At 44.8% G+C, this 22,217-nt stretch carries 20 protein-coding genes, 1 tRNA gene and 1 other annotated feature; of the genes, 5 read left to right on the top strand and 16 right to left on the bottom strand.

Annotated elements, in window-relative coordinates; genetic code table 11:
* Positions 1-24: 24 nt before the first annotated feature.
* The 5 genes from IGI89_RS09860 to IGI89_RS09840 are packed head-to-tail and all read right to left on the bottom strand — an operon-like array spanning position 25 to position 4,375.
* Positions 25-762, bottom strand: a complete 738-nt coding sequence (locus IGI89_RS09860; RefSeq protein WP_438735597.1) for an SIS domain-containing protein — start codon at positions 760-762, stop codon at positions 25-27.
* Positions 763-2,013: a PTS ascorbate transporter subunit IIC gene (locus IGI89_RS09855; RefSeq protein ID WP_005234555.1), complete on the bottom strand. Its 1,251-nt coding sequence runs from the start codon at positions 2,011-2,013 to the stop codon at positions 763-765.
* A gap of 2 nt (positions 2,014-2,015) precedes the next feature.
* Positions 2,016-2,297: a PTS sugar transporter subunit IIB gene (locus IGI89_RS09850; protein WP_005225413.1), complete on the bottom strand. Its 282-nt coding sequence runs from the start codon at positions 2,295-2,297 to the stop codon at positions 2,016-2,018.
* Positions 2,298-2,309: 12 nt separating this feature from the next.
* On the bottom strand, positions 2,310-2,738 hold the full coding sequence (locus IGI89_RS09845) for a PTS sugar transporter subunit IIA (protein WP_270276159.1): 429 nt from the start codon (positions 2,736-2,738) through the stop codon (positions 2,310-2,312).
* Positions 2,735-4,375 carry a BglG family transcription antiterminator gene (locus IGI89_RS09840; RefSeq protein WP_008379149.1) on the bottom strand — a complete coding sequence of 547 codons (1,641 nt, stop codon included), beginning with the start codon at positions 4,373-4,375 and terminating at the stop codon, positions 2,735-2,737. The genes IGI89_RS09845 and IGI89_RS09840 overlap by 4 nt, the downstream gene beginning before the upstream one ends.
* A 201-nt stretch (positions 4,376-4,576) precedes the next feature.
* Between IGI89_RS09840 and ypfJ the strand changes: the two genes are divergently transcribed.
* A complete protein-coding gene (ypfJ, locus tag IGI89_RS09835) occupies positions 4,577-5,467 on the top strand; it encodes a KPN_02809 family neutral zinc metallopeptidase (RefSeq protein ID WP_008379150.1) in 891 nt (296 codons plus the stop codon).
* A 284-nt stretch (positions 5,468-5,751) separates the two neighbouring features.
* On the opposite strand, the gene IGI89_RS09830 is transcribed toward ypfJ, so the two are convergent.
* The 6 genes from IGI89_RS09830 to IGI89_RS09805 all read right to left on the bottom strand — a co-directional run bounded on the left by IGI89_RS09830 (position 5,752) and on the right by IGI89_RS09805 (position 11,849).
* The gene (locus tag IGI89_RS09830) at positions 5,752-6,567 is read right to left on the bottom strand and encodes an ABC transporter permease subunit (RefSeq protein WP_438735596.1); all 816 of its coding nucleotides are present in this window, start codon (positions 6,565-6,567) and stop codon (positions 5,752-5,754) included.
* Positions 6,564-7,448 carry an ABC transporter ATP-binding protein gene (locus IGI89_RS09825; RefSeq protein WP_438735595.1) on the bottom strand — a complete coding sequence of 295 codons (885 nt, stop codon included), beginning with the start codon at positions 7,446-7,448 and terminating at the stop codon, positions 6,564-6,566. Before IGI89_RS09825 ends, IGI89_RS09830 begins: the two co-directional genes overlap by 4 nt.
* A gap of 445 nt (positions 7,449-7,893) precedes the next feature.
* Entirely contained in the window at positions 7,894-8,724 is an 831-nt protein-coding gene (locus tag IGI89_RS09820; protein ID WP_005234547.1) for an energy-coupling factor transporter transmembrane component T family protein, read from the bottom strand.
* Entirely contained in the window at positions 8,714-10,423 is a 1,710-nt protein-coding gene (locus tag IGI89_RS09815; RefSeq protein ID WP_431410218.1) for an ABC transporter ATP-binding protein, read from the bottom strand. Before IGI89_RS09815 ends, IGI89_RS09820 begins: the two co-directional genes overlap by 11 nt.
* A 26-nt stretch (positions 10,424-10,449) precedes the next feature.
* Positions 10,450-11,004 carry an ECF-type riboflavin transporter substrate-binding protein gene (locus IGI89_RS09810; protein ID WP_005234545.1) on the bottom strand — a complete coding sequence of 185 codons (555 nt, stop codon included), beginning with the start codon at positions 11,002-11,004 and terminating at the stop codon, positions 10,450-10,452.
* Positions 11,001-11,849, bottom strand: coding sequence for an SAM hydrolase/SAM-dependent halogenase family protein (locus tag IGI89_RS09805; protein WP_008379156.1), 849 nt, complete (start codon positions 11,847-11,849; stop codon positions 11,001-11,003). Before IGI89_RS09805 ends, IGI89_RS09810 begins: the two co-directional genes overlap by 4 nt.
* A gap of 92 nt (positions 11,850-11,941) precedes the next feature.
* Positions 11,942-12,181: a binding site (T-box leader), on the bottom strand.
* 630 nt (positions 12,182-12,811) lie between these two features.
* Between IGI89_RS09805 and IGI89_RS09800 the strand changes: the two genes are divergently transcribed.
* Positions 12,812-12,893, top strand: a tRNA-Leu gene (locus tag IGI89_RS09800).
* A 93-nt stretch (positions 12,894-12,986) separates the two neighbouring features.
* Here the strand turns inward: IGI89_RS09800 and IGI89_RS09795 are convergent.
* Positions 12,987-14,639, bottom strand: coding sequence for a peptide ABC transporter substrate-binding protein (locus IGI89_RS09795; RefSeq protein WP_086373195.1), 1,653 nt, complete (start codon positions 14,637-14,639; stop codon positions 12,987-12,989).
* A 562-nt stretch (positions 14,640-15,201) separates the two neighbouring features.
* Here IGI89_RS09795 and IGI89_RS09790 point away from each other — a divergent pair.
* Entirely contained in the window at positions 15,202-15,654 is a 453-nt protein-coding gene (locus tag IGI89_RS09790; RefSeq protein ID WP_005234539.1) for a DIP1984 family protein, read from the top strand.
* Between the two features lie 235 nt (positions 15,655-15,889).
* On the opposite strand, the gene IGI89_RS09785 is transcribed toward IGI89_RS09790, so the two are convergent.
* From IGI89_RS09785 to IGI89_RS09770, 4 genes are all read right to left on the bottom strand, one after another.
* Positions 15,890-16,606: an NADPH-dependent F420 reductase gene (locus tag IGI89_RS09785; RefSeq protein WP_438735594.1), complete on the bottom strand. Its 717-nt coding sequence runs from the start codon at positions 16,604-16,606 to the stop codon at positions 15,890-15,892.
* Entirely contained in the window at positions 16,599-17,660 is a 1,062-nt protein-coding gene (locus IGI89_RS09780; protein WP_087627089.1) for an LLM class flavin-dependent oxidoreductase, read from the bottom strand. The genes IGI89_RS09785 and IGI89_RS09780 overlap by 8 nt, the downstream gene beginning before the upstream one ends.
* A 153-nt stretch (positions 17,661-17,813) precedes the next feature.
* Positions 17,814-18,176: a TIGR02328 family protein gene (locus IGI89_RS09775; protein ID WP_218193358.1), complete on the bottom strand. Its 363-nt coding sequence runs from the start codon at positions 18,174-18,176 to the stop codon at positions 17,814-17,816.
* A gap of 14 nt (positions 18,177-18,190) precedes the next feature.
* Positions 18,191-19,159, bottom strand: a complete 969-nt coding sequence (locus IGI89_RS09770) for an NADP-dependent oxidoreductase (protein WP_438735593.1) — start codon at positions 19,157-19,159, stop codon at positions 18,191-18,193.
* Between the two features lie 267 nt (positions 19,160-19,426).
* On the opposite strand from IGI89_RS09770, the gene IGI89_RS09765 reads away from it, so the two are divergent.
* Positions 19,427-20,506: an ABC transporter substrate-binding protein gene (locus IGI89_RS09765; RefSeq protein WP_438735592.1), complete on the top strand. Its 1,080-nt coding sequence runs from the start codon at positions 19,427-19,429 to the stop codon at positions 20,504-20,506.
* A complete protein-coding gene (locus IGI89_RS09760; RefSeq protein ID WP_086297649.1) occupies positions 20,507-22,111 on the top strand; it encodes an amidohydrolase in 1,605 nt (534 codons plus the stop codon).
* Positions 22,112-22,217: the final 106 nt, after the last annotated feature.

Genomic DNA, 22,217 nt, shown 5'->3' with positions numbered 1-22,217 from the left:
TAAAAAGATAAGTTACTTATACAGTCACAGCTGATAATGGATCGCTTCTTGGTACTTTTCAAACAGGGACTGGTTCAATTCATCCCCGCCGTCTAGGTTCGCTGAGTAAAAAATCGGCGGATAGTCGACACCGGCTTCTTTTAGTTTTTGGCAAACTTCAACGATAATCGCATTTAAGATCGTTGCGCCGACTACGGTGGATGTAGGTCCGACTTTTTGTGCTACGTCTGGAATCGTACACGCAGCATCGCCAATCTCCCCATGATTGTCGATGACGATATCCGCCGTTTCAAACAAACGCAAGCCTGATGTATGACGGCTGCTGACTGTTTTCGAATAGGTAAGGTTCGTTAATGCGATGATCTTGACCCCTTTTTCTTTGGCATGAAGCGCCATATCGATGATAACTGGATTTCGCCCAGACACCGAATGCAAGATCAGCACATCGCCTGCTGTAAAGGGCTGGGTCGCCGCCAAGGCACTACCGTAGCCTTCTAAGCGCTCCATTTTACTAGTGAAGGTGATTGGGCTGCGATCAAGCATCAGTTCTCTTCCAAAGATCGCGTTGATCGTCATCATGCCGCCTGCTCGATAATACATCTCTTCGGCTAAGATCCCAGCGTGACTAGCGCCAAAAATGTAGATGGCTTTTTTGGTCAAGTTGGCTTGCGTCAGCAATTCAATGGCTTGCTCAATCGCTGGTGCTTCTTTTTCTTCTACAATAGACAATAGTTCTTTTGCTTTTTCAAAGTATTGAAACATTTAAAACCCTCCAAACAGCTTGCCGATCAATTCACCAAGGATGCCCCATAGAGATAAATCGTTCCCACCGAAAATCAAGATCCAGTTTTGAATCGTCGTTGAGAATAACGCTGCAGAGATCCCAACGAGTGCTACCATAACGACAGAAGCTGTGATCGTACCAATAATGGCCCCTCGCAAGCCCCCTTGTCCTTCACCGATCACCGCAGCACCGCCACATTCAAAGAAGCTGGTGATGACTAAAGGAACGATCAAAATGCCAAAGACGTTGGTGGTATTGGCAATCACCACTAAAATCGTTGAGGTGATCATCGCCACGATAAAGCCGATGATTACAGCATTTGGACGGTAGTTGAACAAGATTGGCACATCAAAAGCTGGTTTTGCTCCAGGAACGACTTTTTCTGCGATCCCTTGAAAGGCGGGAATGATTTGGTTGATCAATAGACGTACCCCATACAACATGATCAATAATCCTGCACCGAAGTTCAAGCCAGCATCAACCGCAAACATCACCAAGTTGCCCCCTTCAGGAACTAATACGGGCGCAATCAGACCGATAACGATATTCATCAAAAACATCACTAACGCGCCAGTAATCGATATTTCACGGAAAAACGATAGATTTTCTGGCACTTTCAAATCTTCCGTCGATTTTTCTTTGTTTCCGACCCGTTTTGCAACAAAGCCTGAAACCAATGACAAGATCCCCGTTGGATGACCGATCAAGAATGAATCATCGCCTGTGGCATCCCACACATATTTACGCATGATCCATGGCATGAAGGACCAGTAACAAGCAGATAGAACCGCCCCTAAGATCAACAGTGGGATTCCGGTAAGTCCGCCTTCAACGCCCCCAGCGACGATGACGAATGGGAACCACCACAACATGTGACCGGTGAGGAAAATCGTCTTCACAGGTGTAAAGCGAGCAATCAATAAATGAATGATCAGGCCGAAAAACATCGCTAAACCAACTGTTCCGCCGTATTCTGCCGTAAAGGTGATGTCAGAGAGTCCATCTGACACAGCAACGCCTAATTGGGTTTGAACCGCAGCATTGATCGGTGCGATCGTTCCCACCAACATGTTTACCCCAGCCGTCAATGCCACCATCCCGAAGGAAGCTGTTAAGGTTCCTTTGACGACTTCTGCGAAGGGCTTTCTTTGTACCAATAACCCAATCATGGCAATGATCCCCAATAGGACTGGCGGATTTTTTAAAATATAATCCGTGACAAAATTCATGATTATCCCTCTCTTTCAGCTAAAAATTTTTCCATTTGCTGTTTGACTTCTTCTTTATCCATATACTTTTTGATTGGATAAACGGGTGCTTTCACGGATGCTTTTAACTCATTCAATAATTCATTACTCGTAAAATAAACATCTGCTGGTGTCGCTTTTGCCGTTGATAAATCAGTATTCTCGGCAGTTGCCGTCAACCCTAACTCTTTGATCACCTTATCGATCGTCATCTTCAATACCATTGAGCTTCCTACACCAAATCCACATACTGCTAAAATTTTCATATCCTTTTCCTCCTATTGGAATAATTGACAAATTTGTTCCCGATCGCCATTTAATATCACGTTGTATTTTTCTTCATCCATAAAGATCGCCATGATCTCTTTCAAGCTTTCTAGATGGCTTTCACTATCTGCGGCGGCTAAGACAAGAAATATCCGCACCGGTTTGCCCTCAAGATCGATGGGCTGTTTCGTTACTAAAAGGCTCATACTTTGCTCCAAAACCCCTTCTCCAGGACGGGCATGCATCAGCGCAAAGTAATCCGCCAACACCATGTAAGGACCATTTTCTTCCACGCTCTGAATCATCGCTTCAATATATTCTGACGTGATCAGCGCTTCATCGAGCAAGGGCTGACTGGCTAATTTTACGGCTGAGCGCCAATCTGCCACTGTCTCATCCGTCTGTATATGCTTCTCAGGCAAAGAATCCTTCACTTTCATTCTGATTTAACCTCCAACATTTTTGATAGGAACCATTCTTTGTTTTCGATTCCTTGCATGATCAATTTCATCATTGGTTCCACCTTTTGCGTCTCATCCTCTCGGATCATCAATAAAATAATGATGTCGGCTTTTTGGTTGCCCCATTCTACTGGCTGATCCAAAAGCAGGATCGAGATCGCTGTTTTTTCGACATAATTCGGATTGCCATGAGGGATGGCAAAGCCATTATCTAAATAGGTTGATTGTAGCTGCTCTCTTTCAATGACGGATTGCTGAAACTGCGCTTTTCGTTTTTCATCACTAAAAGGGGTTTGTTCGATCAAAAAATTGATGGCTTCTGTTTTACTGGCAAATCGCTCGAAAAAGACGGTTGGCTGGATCATCGATTGGGCTTGAAGAAGTAAACCATTTTGATCGACCACCGCCTCATTATCGATGACTAAATCGATGTAGTGATTCATGATCCGCTTCATGTCGCGATTGGTCACCATAGGCGAGATCCGCACCACAGGTTTTTGAATCCCTACGAGATCGATGGTTGAAATAATAAAATCGATCGCCGAGATGTCCATCTGCTTTAATTTTTCTACTGAAACGGTTTCGATACTGTCGATTTCAGGCAGAATGCGACGAATTTTCGCAGAGACAAATGAGCTAGTGCCGACACCATTGGGACAGACAAAAATGATTTTGTTCATGCGGCGCATTCGCTCGATTGCTGCTTGAAAATGGATCGTGACAAATCCGATCTCATCATCAGAGATCCCCACTTGATACGCTTTCAAGAAATCATGAAGCGAGAACCAGACCACGCCATACAAGGCAGGATAGTTTTGTTTGATTTCCTCTAACAAAGGGTTGATGACTGTGGTTTGCGCTTCGATCCGCAACAGCAGTTGATACAGATGGATCGTCACATCTTCTTCCAATCGATTGTCTTGGGTCAAGTCGGTGCCTAAGCCTTCGCTGATTTTTTGAATCAAGTTGCGCACTTTTCCCCGAAAGACGAAAGGAACTTTTTCACTTTTCATAAAAAATTTCAAGCCGCTACCGACAATCAGGTAGGTTAGATATTGCACTTCTTTTGGTGAAAATTGATAAATGTGCTGTTCTTCGATTTCTTTCAGTAGCTCATAGACTAACGGATATTTGTCGAACTCCAAAAACAGTTTCCCCACTTGACGATTTTCTTCAATCACTAAGTTTTCCGCATGACTCGCCCGTTCGATCAGCAGCACGATGGAAAGGACGATACTTTGGATGTAGCTGTCGGGCATTTCCACTTGTTTTTCCACTAACGCTCGACGAAACGCCTGATTTACTTCCTGGTATTTCTCAGGCTCCACCAACAAGGAAAACGCCGCTGGTTGATCCAGCATCATTAAGCAAAAGCGTTTCAGCACCCGATGGATCTGGGATTCACTTCCTTCAAAAAATGTACCTGAATTATCAAATCTCAGACGTAAGCTTTCTTTTTGAAACAGTTCTTTTAAATAAGAAATATCTTTTGCAATACTGCTACGGGAAACGAAATAATCCTCTGCTAACTGCTGATAGCTGAGGTGCTCGCCAGCAATCAACCGTTTAAAAATCAAAATCCTTCGTTCCGATGTCCCCGAATAATTCATTTTCATACGCTCACCCTCTACCTCTATTTTATTGCTACTGTACCAAATTAGAAGGCTAATTGTTAGATTAAAGAATGATTAAAAGGAGTGTACACTTTGATTTTTAAGGCTCCTGAAGGCATTTTATAACAATTTCAAGGCGCTTTTTTTCACAATCTGCCGCCTTTCTCTTATAATTAAGCTAGGATTTATATAGGAGGAGATAACATGAAATGGCGTGGGGGTAGACAAAGCAGCAATGTCGATGATCGAACGGGGCGATCATCTGGCTCAGGTGGGATGTTGGCTGCTGGTGGCGGGATCGGTACGGTGATCATCGCTGTTTTATTTTTCCTGTTTAGCGGTGGTGATTTAAATTCGTTGCCGGATGTCTTGGGTGGCAGCGGACAAGCAGCCAATTACCAGACAGAAAATGTGGGCACCAGTGAGTACACGGAAGAAAAAGAGTTTTCCGCAGTCGTGTTCGGCTATTTAGAAGATTACTGGCAAGACGTTTTTCAAGAGCGGCAAGAAACCTATCAAGACCCAACACTCGTATTATTTACGGGAAGTGTCCAGTCGGCATGCGGCTATGCCACGTCACAGGTTGGTCCGTTTTATTGCCCAGCAGATGAGAATGTGTACCTTGATCTGAGTTTTGCCAATGAGCTTTCTGATAAATATGGCGCAAGCGGCGACTTTGCAATGGCCTATGTCATCGCCCATGAAGTCGGTCATCATGTGCAAAATGAGCTGGGGATCACCCAACAATTGGACAAAATCCGCCAGCAAGTTTCAGAGAAGGAGTACAACCAGTACAGCGTTCGCTTGGAGTTGCAAGCTGACTACTTAGCTGGTACCTTTGCGAAATATTTGCAAGGCGAAACCTATCAAGGACAGCCGATTTTAGAAGCTGGCGATATTCAAGAAGCGATCACGGCTGCCAATGCCATCGGGGATGATACGCTGCAAAAAGAATACCAAGGCTATGTTGTTCCAGATAGTTTTACGCACGGCACATCGCAGCAGCGCGTGGACTGGTTTAACCGTGGCTATCATTATGGTGACTTAGCACATGGCGACACCTTCAATGTCGATAGCCTTGATTTGAGCAAGTAGCTTCAACTAAAAAATCACTCCGAAACAGCATGAACCGCCTGCTGCTTCGGAGTGATTTTAGGTTCTTGTTGTCCCTTCAAGCCTTTTGGTGAAGGGATGCTTTACGCTTTCTTAACTTTCGCAATGATTTTTTCGCAAAAACGTGCCTGCTTCGTCATACTTTTTTCACATTTCGAGACTATTATATAAGCATACCAACAAACAACCCTAACACTTTTTCATTTTTACTCCTTTGCCTGTCAGTCCCCGCTGACAGGCTCTTTTTTGTCTTTTGATTGTTGTGCTCAGACCTGCAAGTCTTTGCGCTCGTAACGGTAAAAGGTGCCAAAGAAACACAATACACCGATCAGCAGTACCCATAGGATTGATGTGGCGCCGTTATTCATGAGTTGGACGGGTAATGCCATCCGCACAGGCGAAAGTCCTGCCAGCCATTCCAATTTATCGTAGAGTTCCCCCACGATGCCGAGCAAATACAGACCGAACACGCAGCCTAAGCCGACACTTGCGGTTTGTTTGCTGGAACGCAAGATCGTGGATAAAAAGAAACCTAGACAGAGGAAGAAGACTAAGACACCATACTCGGCAACGAAGATTTTGCTGATTTCTTCTATAAAAGAGGACAGGTCGTCTCCTGGTAGTTTGAATAGAGCAAACGAGGCCAGACTACTGCCATAGGCAATCAGCCAAAAGCCAGTCAGCAGCAACAATCGGGCGAGGAACTTCCACCCAACGATTTCTCTGCGGCTAATAGGCTGAGCATATAAATACTCGATCGTTCCTTCTGATTCTTCAGTGATCAGACTGTTCAAGCCTAAAAGCATCCCATAAATACACGCGGCGATAAATAAGTATTGAAAGTAGTACCCGAAAAAGCCTGTCGGTGAAACCAAGCTTGAGGGTCCTGTCAGTTGGATGTTAAAGATGCCTAGTAATTCTGGGCTGAAAGAGCCCAACATCTGGTCTAAGGACGTTTTCATTTCTGGCGTGATCATTTGAGGATAGATAGCCGTAAATGCAAAAATGATTGCTGCAAAAAGGATCGTCCAGACCAGCCAGCCTTTGAAGGTATTTTTAAGGTCGATTTTCATTAAAGTCATTTTTGAGAACCTCCTTCATAGAGCAGCATAAATTGCTGTTCAAGGGTTGGGTGTTCGATCGTGAACTCTTTAATGGCAGGATTGGTTAAAAAATGTGCCAGCTGATTCATGTCCCCTTGATAGAAAAAACGCAAGGTGTGTGATTCCTGAGCAAGAACTTGTACGTTTTCCAAGCCGGCTAATGAGAGGCTCCCCTCATTCGTGAGCGTTACAACTTTGCCGAAATTTTCTTCCTCACTCAGTTCTTTCACGGTGATGATCTGTCCTTCACGAATAAAGGCGGTCCGATGGGCATAGGTCTGAATTTCTTGCAAATCATGGCTAGATAGAAAAATCGTCATCCCCTGTTTGTTTCTTCTAAGGAGCTCTTCAAACAGCCGTTTTTGAATCAAGGGATCTAAGCCATTGGTCGGTTCATCTAAAATCAACATTCTCGGTTGTGCAATCAAGGCGCTCGCAAGCCCGACTTTTTTCTTGTTGCCCAAAGAAAGTTCTGCGATCAATTTGTTTGGATCAATTTGAAAAAGCTCCATCAAATTCTGAATCTCTTTTTTTGGCTGCTTGACTTGATGAAAATCTGCCGTAAATGCCAGCAATTCTGCTGTCGTCATTTTTGAATAAAACCGTACATCACTGGAAACATATCCAGTAAACGTTTTGATTTCTTTGGCAGCTTGTTGGCAATCTCGTCCAAAAATAGCCGCCTGCCCTGCATCCGGTTTAATAAAATTCAACAATACTTTGATGGTCGTTGATTTTCCCGCACCATTTGGTCCGATAAAGCCAAAAATCTCTCCTTCTGCCACTTGCAATGATACATTCTCGATGGCGTACTTCTTGTTGTATTGTTTGCTTAATCCGTTGATCGTAATGGCATCCATCCTGTCCCCTCCTTGTACTGCTTTGATGCCATCAGTGTAGCCTTATTTCGTGTTTCCGTCAATCAAAGATCTAAAAGGGTTCCGCTGGAATGTTTTACGAAAATCATCAAAAGACTGACACACTTCTATTACTTTCTCTTCCGATATTTTTCACATTTTCCCGCTATTATCAATACATACCAACAAACAACCCTAACACTTTTTCATTTTTACTCCTATCCCGCCAGTCCCCGCTGGCGGGCTCCTTTTTTTTATCGGCAAAAAAACGCAGACCTAGCAGCAACTGGCTTTAGCAAATGTAGCACTCGCTAAAGTCAATTGACTGACTGTCCTGCGTTTTTTGTCTCGATCATTTATGGGACCGGATGAATCAGAGTTGATTCATCCGTCCCACTTTCATTATTGACAATGAGTCCGTTTTTTTAAGTTTTCATGTGTTGATTTGTTAACGAAACGGATTGTAGAAGCGTCCGCCATTAAGGACCATCAAGAACAATCCAAGCGCCACGATCAAGCAAACGACAGCAATCGCCAAGAGATCTTTGCCTTGGATCGGCTTAGCTTTCAGCCAGGTACGCTGCTTATGCTTGCCAAACCTTCTTAGCTCCATGGCAGCAGAAATATGGTCGATCCGTTCCAAGCTGGAAAAAATCAAAGGAATCGCGATCGCGACATTGCCTGCCACTCGTTTGCGCAAAGGTGCTTTTTTAGAAAGCTCCACGCCCCGTGCTTGCTGCGCTTTGGCAATGGTTCGAAAATCCTCTTGAATATCAGGGATGTAACGCAAAGCCAGTGCGACTGCATAGGCGATCTTGTAGGAAATCCCGATGCGGTTGATACTGGACGCCAACTCGCTTGGATTAGTGGTAAACAGGAAAATCAACCCTGGCGGAATCGTGACAAAATATTTGATCAACAGATTCAACTCATAAAACACTTGCTCTTGGGTCAATGTATACCGACCGATCCCTTCGAAAATCACGTGGCGCGTCCCGTAGATCTCCACCCCGTATTCTGGAGCGAAAAGATAGACCGCCACCAAATTCAAAATCGAAAAGAAGATGATAAATTTCAACACAAAAGCGATATCTCGGTAGCGAATTCCAGCACTGGCAAATAGAAAGACCGAAAACAATGCCAGTCCAATAAGAAAACGCGTATCATAAGAGATCATCCCGATAACGGATAGCAGCAAAAAACAAATCAGTTTTGCGGCACCGCTTAATTGGTGGATCCACGTTTTGCGGTCAAGATAGCCGATTAGATTACTCTCCATCGTGTCCCTCCTTCTCGCTGGCAATGAAGGCGGCAGTAAAAGCGGCGGGATCTGTCAACTGGTTAAGGGTCGCCAGTGTATACAAGCTGGTTTCTTTAAGGTTCGCGGCACTCACCACTTGTTTGTCTGCTAAAACAACTTCTGGCGGTGCGTCCAGCAAAATCGTTCCTTGCGTCAAAACGATCGTCCGCTGTGTATACTCCAACATCAGGTGCATATCGTGGGTGATCATAACAATCGTTAATCCCCGCTGGTTCAACTCCTGTAAAAATTGCATCATTTCGGTGTAATGGCGATAGTCTTGTCCCGCTGTCGGCTCATCCAATAAAATGAGTTCAGGATCTAAGACGAGGATCGCTGCAATGGCGGCTCGGCGTTTTTGCCCATGACTTAGTGCCGACAATGGCCATGAGCGAAACGGATAAAGACCACAAATTTTCAAGGTCTGATGAACTTTTTCTGTGATTTCAGCCTCTGGGACATTTCGGTTGCGCAAGCCTAAGGCAACTTCGTCAAACAGGAAGTTTTTTGACAGCATTTGATTGCTGTTTTGCAAAACATACCCGATTTTTTGCGCTCGTTCTTTGATGGAATCATTGCCCATGTCTGTTCCTTGCCAAAGCAACTTGCCAGAAGTCGGTGTCAAAAAGCCGGTAATCAAATGGGACAAGGTCGATTTTCCTGCGCCATTATGCCCAACCAAACTAATCATTTCTCCTTGATGGATGGTAAAATCCAGTGCCTGCAAGATTGGTTTGCCCACTTGGTAAGAAAACGATAAATTCTTCGCTTCCAACAACGGCGGCTGTTGGCTAGGAAGTGCCGATTTCGGATATTCCTTTTGAAACCTAGTCAGTTTTTCGGCAATCTCAGGTGATGCAAATGCTTCTACCGCGACCAAATCAGCAGCATCGGTCACAGGAACCCCCGCTTTTTTTAAGGCGGCTAAATACAGTGGTTCACGAATGCCGACTTGCTGCAGCATGTCCGTTTTTAATAGTTCATTCGGTGTACTGTCGGCAATGATGCGGCCTTCTTCCATCACGATGATGCGATCGACAGCGGCGGCTAACACTTCTTCTAAGCGATGTTCGATGATGATGGTGGTAAAACGCTTCTCTTGATACAGCTGGTCGATCATTTTGATGGCTTCCACACCTGTTTGCGGATCTAAGTTGGCTAGGGGCTCATCAAACAGTAGAATCGGTGTTTCATCGATCAAAACACCTGCCATTGAAACACGCTGCTTTTGGCCACCCGATAATTCCTGCGGTTTTTTTGCCAAATGATCCATTAAGTCGGTCTTTTCTGCCCAAACGCGCAGCGTCTCCTGCATCACAGCTTGACTACGCTGATCGTTTTCCAAGGAAAACACGATATCTTCTGCTACGGTCAAACCTACAAATTGGCTATCGGTGTCTTGCAGCACCGTGCCAACGGTCAAAGACAGCTCATAGATGGAAGCTTGCCCAAAGGCATTGGTACCGATCGTCAATGCTCCGGTACTACTACCTTCGTCATTTTGCGGGATCAAACCGTTCAAACATTTTCCTAATGTACTTTTGCCAGAACCGCTAGCACCGACGATCAGGACTTTTTCTCCTTCAAAGATCGTTAGATCGATGTTTTTCAAGGTCGGTTCCGCTTGTGCATCATATTGGAAAGAAAAATTCGTAAATTGAATGATTTTTTGTTTCATTTTTTAGCCTTCACACATTTCTTTGTTTAGGATTCCTTGCTCAAGCTACCTTTTTTGGTTTTGGTTTGGGCATAGGCTTTTAGCAGGATCACTCCGATTATCCCAGTTACGACTGCGTTGGTCAATCCCGCGATGACTCCTTGCGCAAAGACTTTGTTCGCTGGTTCGCCATAGATCAAAATATCACCGATTGGGGCAATGATCACCCAGACGACCAAATTTGCGATCGATTCACCAATCAAGAAGGTCCGAATTTCTTTAGCGCCAAAGGTTCCTTGCTGGATTGGAATCCAACGAGTCAAAAGTCCGAAGAACACCCCTAAGATCCCAGAGGCGGCGATCCAAGACCACCACGGACCATAAGTCGTCAAATCTCCTAGGGCATGGCCGATAAAGCCCGCTAAACCAGCAACGATTGGACCGTAGACAACGCCTAATAGTGCCAAGAAAGGATAGGCTGTGGCGATATCTGTATTTGGAAAACCAGTTGGAATCGTGACGAAACGTTTTAAGACGAAAAAGACGGCAGCACCGATTCCGATAGCAACAATGTGTTTTACTGTAAATTTTGATTGATTCATTTTTCATTTCTCCTTTTTTTGAGGGTAATTTTCCAATTCGTGCCAGTCCCGATTTTATAGGTTTCAGCAAATGAAGCCAAGTTGAGCCCTAAACCAATATTCAATAGGGAATTGACATATAAGACAGGTTCATTTTCCGACACTTGCGCAAAAGAGCGTCCGAAGCGCACTTCTTCTTGATAACGCAGCGTATCTTGGTAATAAATACTGACGAGCAGCGGCTCATTGTACTGTACCTGCCATTGCTTAAAGAACGTATGGGGAATATTCGTCCACAACGAACCAAAACGAATATCAAGAATATCGATCGTGCCAGTGATCGTTTCTGCTGTTTGGCTTGGCTTTTCAATGGCAAAGACTTGGATCGCTTTTTTAGGTTCGGGTGTTCCTAGCTCATCAAAGCTGATGGCGCCACTGGCGAGACGCGCGGCGTTATACATATAAACATCCCGACCATGAAATGTATGGCTTTCGGCTGATCCTGCCAACCGCTCAGTTGCCTCATTGATCACCCGTAGTTCAGTGATTCCGATATAAGTCGCTAAATAGGTCAGTGTGCCATTATCTGGTGTCAAAACCAACTGTCCGGTCGCCAACTTGGCAACCACACTTCGTCGATCAGACCCTACGCCAGGATCGACCACTGAAACAAAGACCGTTCCTGCCGGCCAATAGGTGACGCTTTGCAGCAGACGATAGCTGGCATCATGAATGTTGTATGGCTCGATCTCATGAGTCAAATCAGCAATGACCAGCTCTGGTGCCACTTGATAAGCTACCCCGTACATCGCATTAACCGCTCCATCTTGCAAACCAAAATCGGTTTGAACCACTAATTTGTGCATTTTTCTCTCCTCCCAACAACCTTTCTCCTTTTTAACAAAACCTGCGCTTGAAACAGCTGACCGTGCAGACACAAAAAAAGCCCTTAGCCAAAGCTAAGGGCATCACCTGCGGTACCACCTTAATCTGCAAAACCTTCACAGGCTTCACCTCATTCAGTACCCGAAAACACTCGGAGACTGTCGCTTGTTAACGGGGCACCCGTATTTTCCTAATTAGTCAGAAAATCCGCTCCAAAGTCATTTTCAAATCATTCGTTGTCGTTCCTTCCCACCTACTGGAACTCTCTGCTAGACAACTTCCTTGATTCTACTTTCTTTTTCATCGCGTTTGCATTTTGTTTCATTTAAATTATCAAAGCTTGTGCCTTTTGTCAATTCTCTTTTAAGAAAAAATTCAAACAGAAGGCATAATTTGTCAAAAGATTCACGCAATTCCTGAATTTCGCTCGAAAATTCTTCATATTTTCTCGGTATGATACTTGTATACCAACAAACAACCCTAACACTTTTTCATTTTTACTCCTTCCCGCCAGTCCCCGCTGGCGGGCTCCTTTTTGTCTTCTGACTGTTTTACATGGTTTCACTTTTTCTTGGCGATTTCTTCTCAGAATTCTGTTTGATTCGTCAATTTTTTTTCACATTTTCACGCTATTATAAATGCATACCAACAAACAACCCTAACACTTTTTCATTTTTACTCCTATCCCGTCAGTCCCCGCTGGCGGGCTCCTTTTTGTCTTCTGACTGTTTTACATGGTTTCACTTTTTCTTGGCGATTTCTTCTCAGAATTCTGTTTGATTCGTCAATTTTTTTCACATTTTCACGCTATTATAAATGCATACCAACAAACAACCCTAACACTTTTTCATTTTTACTCCTATCCCGCCAGTCCCCGCTGGCGGGCTCCTTTTTGTGAGAATGGACTTGCATTTCTTCCTAGAAAGGATTATCTTTATCTTATGCGGAAGTGGCGGAATGGCAGACGCGCACGCTTCAGGCGCGTGTGAGTTTATCTCGTGTGGGTTCAACTCCCATCTTCCGCATTTAGCAGTTCAGCTTTCTGAACTGCTTTTTTTGTTGCAAAAAGCGCATGTTCATCGAATAAACATGCGCTCTTCATTCAGCTATTTTTCTCCTTATTCACTGACATAGGCGGTGCGGAAAAAGAAATGCGCGCCATAGGCTGGGAATTGGATGTCTTTTACATTTGATTTGATCAGATAATTTGAAGCACTCTGGTATAGAGGGACTTGCGCAGCATCTTGTTCCAACAAAATTTCTTCTGCCGCTTTGTAATCTTCAAAATATTGATCGGGGTCATTGGCATGAACGGTGCGAGCATCTTCCGTCAATGCCGTATATTCTTCGTTGACATAGCCGCCGTAGTTAAAGGAAGCGCCATTTTTGTATAAGATAAAGAACATATCCATGTCACTACTTCCAGCGATCCAGCCAGAAACGGAAAGCTCGTAATCACTATTTGCTCTTGATTGATTCAAGCTGGCACGTGGCTGTTTGTTGATGGAGATCGACAAGCCTGGCAAGTTTTCTTGCAGTTGGCTTTGCAAGTACTCCCCGATTTTTTGACCATTGTCATCATCTGTCACTAATAAACGCAACGTCGTACTTTCGCCAATTTCCGCTTGGGCTTTTTCCCACTCTTCCTTGGCCGCCTCTAAATCATACAAGTTGTAATCACCGCTATATGCTCGAAAATCTTCGCCAGTATTTGGATTCGTAGCTAAGCCGGTGGGGACCAGCCCGTTTAAAACTTTCGCTCCATCGTTCAACACATTATCCACGAGACTTTCTTTGTCGATCGCCAACGCGATCGCTTTACGCACATGAACATTTGCCAAGGCATCGTTGGCCGTTTTGTTAAAGTCTAAGAAAAAGTTCGCAACATCATTTTGCGTAACTAGCTCTTCATTGTCTCCATATTGTTGAACGTAGATCCCACTGATTTTTTGCAAATCCAGGTCGCCGCTTTCAAACAATTGGATCCCAGTATTTTCTTCTTTGATGGTGGAGCCTTTGATCTCCTCCAATTGAACGACATCAGCATCATAGTATTGGTCATTTTTCACCAATGTCCACTCATCCCCAGTCTGTTGCCAATCGGTCAAGGTAAAGGGACCAGAATACAGCAAATCTTCACTTGTACGAGCATAGGTATCACCTTTTTCTTCAACAAAGGCTTGGTTTTGCGGTGCCAACCAGCCGATGGAAATCAAGGATAAAAAGGATGGCTGTGGCTGCTCCAACTGCACGATAAAGGTCGCGTCATCTGGGGTCTCCAGACCAATCGTTTCTATATCTGCATTGCCTTCACGAATGTCTTTACTATTAACTACATTATCTAACAAATAGGCGTTAGGTCCCATCGTTGCTGGATCGACTAACTTTTTCCACGCATAAGCAAAGTCAGCTGAAGTGATCGCTTCGCCATTGCTCCACTTCGCATCCTCTCGCAAGGTAAAGGTATAGGTTTTGCCATCTTCACTGATTTCGACTCCTTCTGCCAAGCCCGGAACTGGTTCACTGTTTTCATCGAAACGGTAAAGCCCTTCGAATAAATGTTGAACGATGGTAAATGTTGCTTTATCCGTCGTTTGAGTCGTATCGAGAGTCGTCAGCTCAGCCGGTAGACTCACCGCAATCGCTTGATTCGGCGCTCCGTTAGTTTCAGCCTCTGATCCCTCGGTATTTCCTGTTGTCGTGCAGCCGGAAAGGGTCAACCCAATCACTCCTGCTGCAACCAATAAACGCTTCTTCCAGATCATTTCCATTCTTCCTCCTATGTGATTGCGCAACCAACGCAAGTGTTTTTCATGACGGCAAAAAACGCATTCATCGATAAAAAGAAAAAACCTCATCCCTTTGCTTATCAATTTTGACAAACAAAGGGACGAGATTTTCGTGTTACCACCCTTTTTCGCACCATCCTCACAAATGGCACCTCAACAGTACGCTAAGATACTTGGCACGATAACGGCTGCTTTCCGTCTGATTTGCGTGAACAAATCAGATCACTCAGAGCTCATCTTCACTTTTTTTCTGCTGCCCTTTCTCACCATCCGGGTTCTCTTCTAACAGATTCCAAAGCTACTCTTCTCTTCATCGTCTTTCTTTTTATCTAAAAAACAGGTAAATGACGTTTTTTTGTCTATTTCATGATTGTTATAAAGTATACTATTGGTGTTTTTGGAAGTCAACAAGAATTGCGAATATTCAGTTTTTTATGATTTTTCTGGCAGACCTTTTTTTGCATCTTGCTTGCCTTTCATCACGTTCTTCTCTAGGATAAGAACTAGATAAGCTGTTCTCATTTGTAAAAAGGAGTGTGCCAAAATGAAATTAGCAGAAGCGTTACTTTTAAGACGGGATTTGAACAATCGTCTGTTTCAATTACGTAACGAGATCTCTAGCAGTGTGTTAGTCCAAGAAGGCGATACCTTGGATCGTAGTATCACAGAATTGTTCAAGGAATACGATGAGATCAATCAACAATATTCAGAATTAGTCGTTGCCATCAATCGGAAAAATGCGACTGCCTCTTTAGCAGATAGTGCGTTATTGCTGATGGAAGCACTAGAACAGCGAGAACAGCTGCGCCGCAAGCATGCACTGCTAACGCAAGCACTGGATGAAACCAAAGCAGCTCCCCGAATAGGTCGCAACGAAATTCGACTGGTGCGTACGATCGATACAAAAACGCTAACGGAGCAATTGAATGCGACCGCCAAGCAGCTGCGAGAATTAGATGGAAAGATCCAACAAACCAACTGGCTGGTCGATCTTTAATCAATATGGGTGGGTGTCAAAGGCGAGCACAAAGCAGGTACAGGCTGATATGTACACTATGGAACGTCTGGCAGAGACGTAAACGTAACAACCACTGCTTACGAATCACAATCGTAACAATCACATTGTATTTTTTAGCGACCACGTGCTGATTTGACTGGATGGGAAAAACCCTCTTCTTTTTTGAGAAGAGGGTTGTTTTTATCGTATCCAGTCGTACATGGAGGCGGCTCTTTTACTGCGAAGCCTGCTGCTTGTTACTCACAGCGGAAGGACGCGCCAGAAACGCTTGCCCTTTCTCACTGCTCCAAAACTCCTTCATCAATGCCGTCAATCCCTCTTTGGTTTGATTGGCACCAAAGAAAGGACTGCCGGGTTCCAACATGATGCCATTAGCTAAAGCACCGATAGGAAAGGGATCAAAGCCGAAAGCGTCAACGATTTCGTCTGTCTGATCGAGGGCGGTTTGGTCATCACCAGCAATGGCGATGGCTTTTTTGGCAGTTCCTTGAACAGCCGTTCTCGTCAGCAAGGATTCCTCCTGGATATCGTGGTACCCCATATGATTGAATCCTTTGACTACTTTACTTTGGGAAAAATAGCGTTGCACACGTTCCGAAGAAGTCTGCTCGATGGATGAGTATTCTGTTTCTTTGCCATCGACTTCCCACCAATAATTCATGGCATCGATCACTAGCTTGCCAGCCAATGCTTCTGCCGGCAGCTGTTGGTACTTACTCAATGGGATTGCCAAAATGATCGTTTGGGCTTCTGTCATCACTTCAGCGGCATTTTTTGCGATCGCTCCCGGAGCCAACACAGAAACGGACAAGGCGATTTTTTCTGCTGGCTTCGTACTGGCGATCAAGACCCGATAGCCCGCCTTGGCACCAAGATTTGCGAGTGCTAAGCCTAACTTGCCTGCGCCTAAAATACCGATGGTTTTAGGCATTGCTATCACCTGCTGCCAACAATTCTTTCACCCGTGGAATCACTTTGGTTCCATACAATTCAATCGTTTTGAAACGGTCTTTTTGCAGCTGTCCGCCAGTACCGTAAACCAGATCAAAGCGTTCTACACCGACTTGCGGCATCATACGGGCGATTTTTTGCGCCACGGTTTCTGGACTGCCTACATAGTAAGATCCATGTTCGACTTCAAAGTCAAAGCGCTCTTTGCTCATGGCTGGCCAGCCGCGATCAAGACCGATTTTGTCCATGCTCTTTTTGATGTAGTTCCAGCCGATTTCATAGGCTTCTTCATCGGTGTCGGCGATCACACCATGGGAGTGCATGCCGATTGGTAAAATCGGTTGCCCTAGTTGCTGCGCTGCCTTTTTATATAGGTCAACATAGGGCGCAAAACGAGCGGGTTCGCCACCGATGATCGCTAACATAACAGGAAACCCATAACGGACGGCACGAATGATCGATTCAGGGGTTCCACCGACACCCACATAGGTATCTAGTTGATGCCCCTCAATTTTTGGAAAAACGTCGGCATTTTTTAAGGATTGCGTAAACTTGCCTTCCCAAGTTAATGGTTTGCCTTTTCTCAATTCACTGAACATTGCTGTTTTTTCTTCAAATAGTTCTTCATAATCTTGCAAGTCATAGCCGAATAGAGGGAATGATTCAGTAAAAGATCCTCGTCCCAGCATGATTTGTGCGCGACCGTTCGACAACGCATCAACGGTCGCGAACCGTTCGTAGACCCGCACAGGATCATCCGAACTCAAGACGGTTACACCGGTACCTAATTTGATGGTTTTGGTAACCATTGCTAAAGCCGCTAGTACCGTATCAGGACTTGAGATCGAATATTCTTCCCGATGGTGCTCCCCTAAGGCAATGACATCGATGCCGACTTCATCGGCTAATTTTCCTTCTGCTACGATATTGCGCAACGATTCGCTGTAACTGATTCGTTCTTTCGTTGTATCATCAAAGGCTAGATCGCCAAAAGTATCTAACCCAAATTCAAGATTTCTGTGATTGATGGTCATTTTCTTTTCCTCATTTCTCATTACTGATTCTCTGTTCTCACTATAACAAGGAACAAAAAAAGTTGCGAACAATATGCTTACTTTTTGTAAGTTAACGATTTTAAAGCGAAAAAAACACTTTCCCGAACAAAAATTCAGGAAAGTGTTTGGTCTTTAAAGATAGATCCCCTTACGATGGAGATTCACTAAGCATTCTTCCAAGTATGCTTCATCATGTTCTGGATAGATCGGCGTAGTCAAAGGGACGGCTTGAACGGATGATTCCAGCGGCAGATTTTTGCCACGATACGCCGGATCGTACCATTCAGGTGCTGGCCGATAGCCTCGACGGGTCATTTCATCCAGCACTAACTGATGGTATTGAAACAATTTATAGGGTGGATGAGTAAAAACGTAATCGACGGTTGCGTGCTTCTTGCCCCAGCCTAACCCCCGTAAGGCTGCTGTTTCACGATGCTGGCCTAACAGCTGCTGCCGAGGCAAAGCAGGTATCAGTGCTTCATGCCATAAGCGCATCGGTTCAGCCTCCTTTATTCTGCGTCTTGGCTGATGAAATTGTCTTGATTTTCAATAACGATCTTGCCGACCGCATGATGTGTCTCACTCAATGCGTGGGCATCGTAAATTCCTTGTGCCGTCAATGGGAAGGTTGCACCGATGACACTGTTGACTTTTTCTGCTTCGATCAGCTCTGTCAATTCTGCCAATTGTTTGCCGTTGGTTCGTAACCAAACTGCATTGGCGAAGATGTCTTTTTCTTTTGCCAAGTCTTCGTCTTCAATACTCAAAATCGAGATCAGACGGCCCTTAGGTTTTAAGACAGTGAAACTTTTCTTCTGGGTGTCGCCCCCCATCGTATCAAAGACCAAATCGATGTCTTGCAAGACTTCTTCAAAATCTGTCGTGTGGTAATCGATGATCTCATCGGCACCAAGTTTTTGCAATAACTCATGGTTACGTGGACTAGCCGTCGTGATGACGTAAGCGCCAACTGCTTTGGCCAGTTGGATCGCATAGGTACCAACTCCGCCTGCTCCGGCATGGATCAAGACTTTTTCCCCTTCTTTTAAACGACCGTGTTCAAACAACGCTTGGTAAGCAGTCAAACCAGCTAATGGCACTGCAGCTGCTTCTGCGTAGTTTTGGTTTTCTGGTTTAATCGCTGCTAACTCAGCATCCACGATGGCATAATCAGCATACGTCCCAAAACGAGTCGTTTCAGGGCGGGCATAGATTGCATCACCAACTTTGAATTCTGTCACGTCAGCGCCTATTTCTACGATATCCCCTGCGACATCCCAGCCTAAAATAATTGGGAAGTCCCATGGAAACATTTGTTTCAAATAGCCTTCTCTTAATTTCCAATCGATTGGGTTGATGGATGTTGCGGCAACTTTGACTAATAATTGATTTGCTTTTAATTCTGGTAATTGGACCGTTGCTTCTTTTAATTGGTCTTTTCCACCATAGGCTTCAATAACGACAGCACGTGTTTCCATTGATGCTTCACTCCTTACATTCATTCTTCATCAAAGAGAGGTTCCTGTTTTTCCATCCCTTGATTTCTCACTTCCCTAGCTTAGGCAAAAGGAAGAAATTTGACAAATGATATGTTTGGAAACTGCCGCAGCCACCTGGCCATTCCTCCTGCTAAGCCTTGAAAGAAACGGGTTTATTTTTTCTTCATTTTTTTATTGCCTTTTCTTTAAAAATCAATTACGCTACTCAAGAAATACGAAATTGTAAAGAAAGAAGGAATTGATGAATTGAAAAGGTTGTGGGTATTTTTTGGCGGTGTGATCGGCATCACCGCATTGCTGTTTTTCGGTGCTTCGGTGTTAACGAAAGAATCGGGGGCAGCAACGTCGTCCGACAAAAATACAGTGATTATTTACAATTGGGGCGAATATATTGACCCCGAATTGATCAAAACATTCGAAACTGAGACTGGTTACTCAGTGATTTATAATACATTTGACTCCAACGAAGCGATGGAAACAAAAATCAAACAAGGCGGCTCACGCTATGATTTGGTTTTCCCTAGCGAATCGATCATTCCGAAAATGATCGAAGAAGGACTGTTAGTGCCTTTAGATCATCAGAAATTGACGGGAACGGAAGATCTGTCGCCTTTTTTGATGGACCAAACCTTTGATCCGGACAATACCTACTCGATCCCCTATTTTTGGGGCACGATCGGGATCATGGCAAATACTGAAGAAGTCGATGTTTCTTCGATCCATGGCTGGGGGGATTTATGGAACCCTGCATTTAAAAATGATGTATTGATGGTGGATGGTGCTCGTGAAACCTTAGGAATCGCGTTACAGCCGCTCGGTCTTTCCCAAAATGAAAAAGACCCGACCAAAGTCGCCAAAGCCTTGAAGAAGCTTGAAAGTATCCGTCCCAATGTCAAAGCAGTTTTGACCGACGAGATCAAAACCTTGATGATCAACAACGATGCCCCTTTAGGAATCGGGTATTCGGGCGATGCCGCTTATGTGATGGCGGAAAATCCTGCCGTCACCTATATCGTTCCCAATGACGGCGGTGCGATTTGGACGGACAATTTTGCGATTCCGAAAACCGTTGGTAATCTTGAAGGAGCCTACGCCTTCATCAATTTTATGCTCCGCCCAGAAAATGCCGCACAAAATGCCGAATACGTAGGCTATGCCACGCCGAGTGAAACGGCCAAAGCCATGCTGCCGGCTGAACTGACTGCTGACAAAGCTTTCTACCCTGAGCCAAGTGCGATGGAACAAATGGAACATTATGAATACTTAGGAAAAGAAGCGGTTGAGCTTTACAACGACCTTTTCCTTGAATGGAAGTTGGGATTATAATTGTCACTATTACTAAAATCTGAACACATCTTTGATACCAAAACGAAAACGACTTTTGCGGGCTTTCTCCTGATAGAAGACCAGAAAATCACGGCTGTGGGTCCTCTTTCAGCGCTGCCAACACTTGCTGAAGACACCCAGGTCATTGATCTCAAAGAACAAATGATCATCCCGGGCTTTATTGATGCTCATGTTCATTTTTATCTTTCCGCATTACTCCATCAAGGGGCACTGACCCATCTTACGGGAGTGACAGAAGAAGCCGTTGCCCAGCAAGTGCCCGCGCTGCCCATCACCCATGGATGGAAAATCGGCATCGGCTGGTTCAGCAGTGATTTCGGTCAGCAAGTCTACCCGACGAAAGATTCGATCGACAACTATTGTGCCGACACGCCTGTCATGCTGATTTCCGGTGATGCCCACAGCATTTGGTTGAATAGCCAAGGGATCGCTGCTTTAGGGATCACACCTGAGAACTTGCCAACGGGGATCAGCGGGGAGGCATTGCTTGACGAAAACAGCGGACAATTAAGCGGCTGCTTTTTAGAAGCGATCGCCATACATTATTTAGCAAAGGTCTTACAGTCATTCCAAGCGCAAAGCCCTGCTGCTTTTCTGACCTATATGAAACAGCTCAATCAATACGGCATCACGACGATCGGCGATGTTGCCTTGACAGGAGAAAGCTGGGACGATCTAGTCTATCCCACTCTTTATCGACAAACGGAAGCAGAAGCGACCCTGCGCGCTGTCTTTTATCCAGCCATGCGAGAAGACATCACGCAACTAAAAGAAACTTACCGTACGTATCGCTCCGAAAAAGTACAGATGGGCGGCGTCAAACAATTTTTTGACGGCGTGACGAGTACGCACACGGCTTTTTTAAAAGCGGAATATGAAACACCGTATTTTGCCGGTGATGTCGGGATGCCGTTGATCGATGTTCAACGGATGCGCCGCTTTATATTACAAGCTAACCAGCAAGACTGGCCGATGCGCATCCATACCATCGGTGATGAAGCGATTCGACAAGCACTCCTCTTTTATCAAGAAAGTGCTGCTGCTCACCCGCTTTCTAAAGGCAAAGCCAATACCTTGGAACACTTGGAAGTGATGGATGCCGCCGATTTGCCACTAGTTCGCCAAGAACAACTAGTACTCTCCGTACAGCCTAGCCATCTATTAGTCGGTTATGAGACCCTCGATGAAGAAGTAGGACCTCAGCGTGCCAGTCAAATGTTTCCTTTTCAATCCTTTCTAGAGCAAGGTGCCACCTTGGCTTTTGGGACTGATACGCCGGTCGTGATCGACGTGACCCCTTTAGACTCGCTGTATTATGCGGTTGCTCGGCAAGAAAAAAATGGCCAGCCAGCAGGCGGATTGATGCCACAGGAAAAAATCACCATCGCCGATGCCCTCTATGCCCACACCGCAGGCGCCGCCAAAGCCTTGAGTCGGCAAGATATCGGTCAATTAGAAGTTGGCTGTTTAGCCGATCTTTGTATTTTGTCACAAAACATCTTGCCTTTAACTGCCGAAGAATTGCTTCAAACGACCGTTGAAGCCACCGTATTTGATGGACGATTTGTTTATTGGGGCAACTAACATGAACCCCTGATATGGACCACGCGTGTTTTACGCGTGGTTTTTGTTTTGTACGCGCTGAAATTGATACGCAAAAAAACTCCAGCACTTGTACACCGCAAGTACT

The sequence above is a fragment of the Enterococcus sp. AZ141 genome (genome assembly GCF_051714385.1).
GTDB lineage: Bacteria > Bacillota > Bacilli > Lactobacillales > Enterococcaceae > Enterococcus_D > Enterococcus_D entomosocium.
Note: the sequence above shows the minus strand (reverse complement) of the source record. Positions and strands in the feature narration are given on the sequence as shown.